General features: G+C 72.9%; 4 protein-coding genes. All 4 read right to left on the reverse strand.

Going from position 1 to position 3,762, the window contains the following annotated elements; translation table 11 throughout:
- Positions 1 to 40: 40 nt before the first annotated feature.
- Positions 41 to 919 (reverse strand): PfkB family carbohydrate kinase, encoded by an 879-nt coding sequence (locus E1283_RS33575; RefSeq protein ID WP_132821947.1) that lies wholly within the window; start codon positions 917 to 919, stop codon positions 41 to 43.
- Entirely contained in the window at positions 912 to 1,658 is a 747-nt protein-coding gene (locus E1283_RS33580) for a glutamine amidotransferase (RefSeq protein WP_132821948.1), read from the reverse strand. Before E1283_RS33580 ends, E1283_RS33575 begins: the two co-directional genes overlap by 8 nt.
- Positions 1,659 to 1,674: 16 nt before the next feature.
- Positions 1,675 to 2,499, reverse strand: a complete 825-nt coding sequence (locus E1283_RS33585) for an N-acyl homoserine lactonase family protein (protein ID WP_132821949.1) — start codon at positions 2,497 to 2,499, stop codon at positions 1,675 to 1,677.
- 69 nt (positions 2,500 to 2,568) lie between these two features.
- Positions 2,569 to 3,681 (reverse strand): ABC transporter substrate-binding protein, encoded by a 1,113-nt coding sequence (locus E1283_RS33590; protein ID WP_132821950.1) that lies wholly within the window; start codon positions 3,679 to 3,681, stop codon positions 2,569 to 2,571.
- Positions 3,682 to 3,762 lie beyond the last annotated feature (81 nt).

Raw genomic sequence — 3,762 nt, forward strand, 5'->3', positions numbered from 1 at the left:
GGCCGGCCGGGCCTCACCCCCCTCCCCCCCCGGGTGGTGGCTAGCGGCGGTCCCGTGGGGTGGCCACCAGGCGGGTCGCGACCGCGACCGCCGCCCGGGCCGCCGCCGCCAGGTCGTCGCCGGCGGCGAGGCGCGCCGCCAGGTGGCCGGCGAACGCGTCGCCCGCCCCTGAGGAGTCCACCACCTCGACCCGCTCCGGCACCGGGACGTGCCGGACCGGCCCGCCGGCCGCGACGAACGCCCCGGCCGGCCCCGCCGTCACCACCACGGAACGCACCCGCGGCGCCAACAGCCGGGCGAGGCCCGGCCCGTCGTCGCCCGGGGCGCCGTCACCGGCGAGGGCGGCGGCCTCGCCGAGGTTGACCAGCAGCGGGTCGGCCAGCGCCAGCACCTCGGCCGCCACGGGCCGGACGGGGCTGGGGTTCACCAGCAGCCGCGCCCCGGCCCCGCGGCACCACAGCGCGGCGGCCTCCACGGCGTCCTCCGGGATCTCGAACTGCACCAGCACGACGGCCGGCCGCAGCCGCCCGAGCGCCGCGTCCACCGCCGCCGCGGTCAGCAGACCGTTGGCCAGCGGCGCCACCACGATGGCGTTGTCCCCGCCGAACAGGGTGATCAGAGCCCGGCCGGTGTGGCTCCCCGCGGCCCCGCGCACCTCGCTCACGTCGACCCCCCGGTCGCGGGCGTGCTCCCGCACCCGCCGCGCCTCCGGGTCGTCGCCGACCGAGGCCACCAGCGCCGTCGGCACGCCACGGGCCGCGGCGACGGCCTGGTTGAGGCCCTTGCCGCCGACCTCCTCCTCGTAGCGCGAGGCGAGCACCGTCGCCCCCGCCGCCGGCGCGGACGCCACGGTGGCCACCAGGTCGACGTTGGCCGAGCCGACGACCGCCACCGCGGCGGCCGCCGTCCCGTCAGTCACCGGCGACCCAGCCGGCCAGCGCCCGCCACAGCGGCCCGTACCCCGACCACTCCATGAACGGCGGCGGCGCCCAGTGCGGCGACATGTCCGAGGTGAACACGCCCGTCCGCCCCCGGCCCGCCGTGGCCACGGCGACCAGCGGATCGTCCTTCACCCGCGCGAGCACCTCGGCGCCCGCGCGGGCCCTGGTGCGGTTGTAGCCGAGCAGCGCCGGCCAGTCGGAGCCGACGCCCCCCAACGCGCCGTGGTCCGGCGCCTGGACCGTGACGGGCGCGCCCTCGGGGTGCTCCGCGCGGTCGTCCGTCTCCAGCATCTCGACGGGCAGGATGTCGCCCAGCGGGCTCGCCGCGTACCGGGCCTTCGCGTCTATCCCGGAGAAGGAGAGGTAGCCGCCGACCATCAGCAGCCCGCCGCCCGCCAGGACGTAGTCCCGGATCTGCTCCAGCTTGTTGGGCTCGCTCGCGCTGCGGCCGAAGACGGCCCGGCTCAGCAGGAAGGTGTTGGCCCCGACGTCGCTGATGACGACGAGGTCGTGGTCGGCCAACTCCGCCGCCGACGACGGGAACCGCGTCTCGATGGTGTGCGCCGGCAGGTGCGTCACCTGCCAGCCGTCGCTCTCCAGCGCGGCCGTGAACTCCTGGCCGCCCTCCACGTACTCGGTCGTGGTGAAGGAGTCGAACCCCTTCTGGTGGATCATGTGAGTCGTCCAGGACTCGCCGAGCAGCAGTGCTTTCTTCACGATGGTGCCTCGTTCCTCAGCCGACGGTTCCGCTCGGGTGTTCCTGGAGGAACTGCCAGTCGTGTTCGGGGATGATGATGTCGGCCTCGCTGCGCAGCCGGTCGTAGCCGGCCATCAGTTCCGGCAGGTCCCAGAAGGAGCCCATCGGCCAGTTCAGTTCGAGGTTCCGGTAGTTGTACATGACGTCGCTGGTCAGACAGACGACGCCGACGTCGGTCGTCACCATGACGACCATGCAGCCCGGGGTGTGCCCGCCGATCTTGACCAGCCGCACCGCGGGGTCCAGTCGGTGGTCGCCGTCGACGACCTGGAGCCGGTCCCGGACGGCGTCGATCTTGTAGGCGTACTCGGGGTAGTAGAACATGCAGAAGTGCGGCGGGTGCGCGGCCTGCGGCAGCTCGTCCCGCTGCACCACGAAGCGGGCGTTCGGGAAGAGCTCGTTGTTGCCCACGTGGTCGAAGTGCAGGTGGGTCAGCACCACCACGTCCACGTCCTCGGGCCGCACCCCGTGCCTGGCCAGCCCCGCGACCAGGTCCTGGTCGGGGCCGCGCGAGGCGACGAAGTCCACGCCGTAGCGGCTCTGCATCGCGGACACCTCGTCGATGTCGCCGAGCCCGGTGTCGACGAGGATGGTCTCCTCGGTGCCCTCGATCAGCCACACCGGGACCGGCACCATGACACCGGAGTGCACGGAGCCGTCCCGGCGGACGATGTCGTCGCGGTAGCCGTACGGCAGCCGCCGCTCGTGCGGCACGTCGGGGTGGGCCCCCGAGTTGAGCAGGGACACCGGCAGGGAGCTCTCCAGCTCGCCGGTGACGATGTGATGGATTCTCACGCCCATCGTTGCGCTGTCCTTCCTTGGAGTGGGCGGGTTCCGCCGGGCCGTCCGCCCGGGGAGACCCGCCCGGTGTCAGTAGTCCGTCTGGTCCGCCCCGTACGCGTCGACGTACGCCTGCCACACCTCCGGCATCAGGAAGTTGCTCCCGGCGTCCACGGCCGCCGGGATGGCGTCGGTCTCCACCAGGTAGGCGTTGTCGCTGTCCCAGGTGGTCCCCCAGTAGGAGACGCCCTCCTCGTCGAGGATCAGCTCCTCGGCCGCCCGGGCGTTGGGGGCGTACAGCTCGATGTTCTGCCAGTACTCCTCGAAGCCCTCCACCGTGAGCCCGGCGGCCGTCTCCTCGTTGAGCCGCTCGGTGATCGTCGTGCCGCAGGCGTCCGTCTCGGCGTCGCAGTACCGGACGATGCGGTGCATGACGTCGATGAACGCCAGCAGCGCGTCCTCCTGCTCGGTCACGAACGACCGGGTGGTCACCGCGCCGTTGATCGGCGGGGCCGCCAGGTCGGGACCCGAGAGCCCGATCTCCATGCCCTGCTCCAGCGCGGTGGCGCGCTGCGGCACCCCGCCGAGGTAGGCGTCGCCCGTGCCGGACAGGAACGCGGCGAGCCCCGCGTCGGGGTCCATGTCCACGAAGGTGACGTCGCTCTCGTCCATCCCCACGGAGGCGAGCGCGTCGTTGATCTGCTTGCCCATGTCGGTGGAGAGCGTGGTGACGATGGTCCTGCCGGCCAGCGACTCGATCATGGCGGTGCGGGCCTCCTCGTGGTCGCCCAGCCGCTCCTCGAGCGCGTCCACGGTCTCCAGCCCGCCGTCGGGCCTGACCATCAGCGCCGAGCCCTCGGTGAACGGGTTCCACCCGTAGGCGTAGACGACGTCCGGGTCCGCGTTGGCGACGGAGACCACGCCCGTGGTGTTGTTCACGGCGATGTCCACGTCGCCGGAGATCAGGGCGGGCATCGCCGCGTTCCAGGCGAGGGAACGCAGGTTGACGTTGAGGCCCGCCTCCTCGAACCAGCCCATCTCCTGGCCGATGATCGGCAGGTAGGTGTCCTGGAACGGGGATATCCCCACGTCGATCGTCGTCAGGCCGTCGGCGCCCGCGTCCTCCTCGGAGGAGCCGCAGCCGGCGAGGGCCACCACCAGTGCCAGGGCGGGGAGCGCCGCGGCGATGCTCGTCTTTCTCATGATCTTCCTCGGGTTCGCTGAGTGCTGCGCTCCTGGGCGCGGTGCGGTCGGTGGGTCGGGGCTGTCGGGGCTGTCGGGGTG

This window comes from Streptomyces hainanensis (genome assembly GCF_004348415.1).
GTDB lineage: Bacteria > Actinomycetota > Actinomycetes > Streptomycetales > Streptomycetaceae > Streptomyces > Streptomyces hainanensis.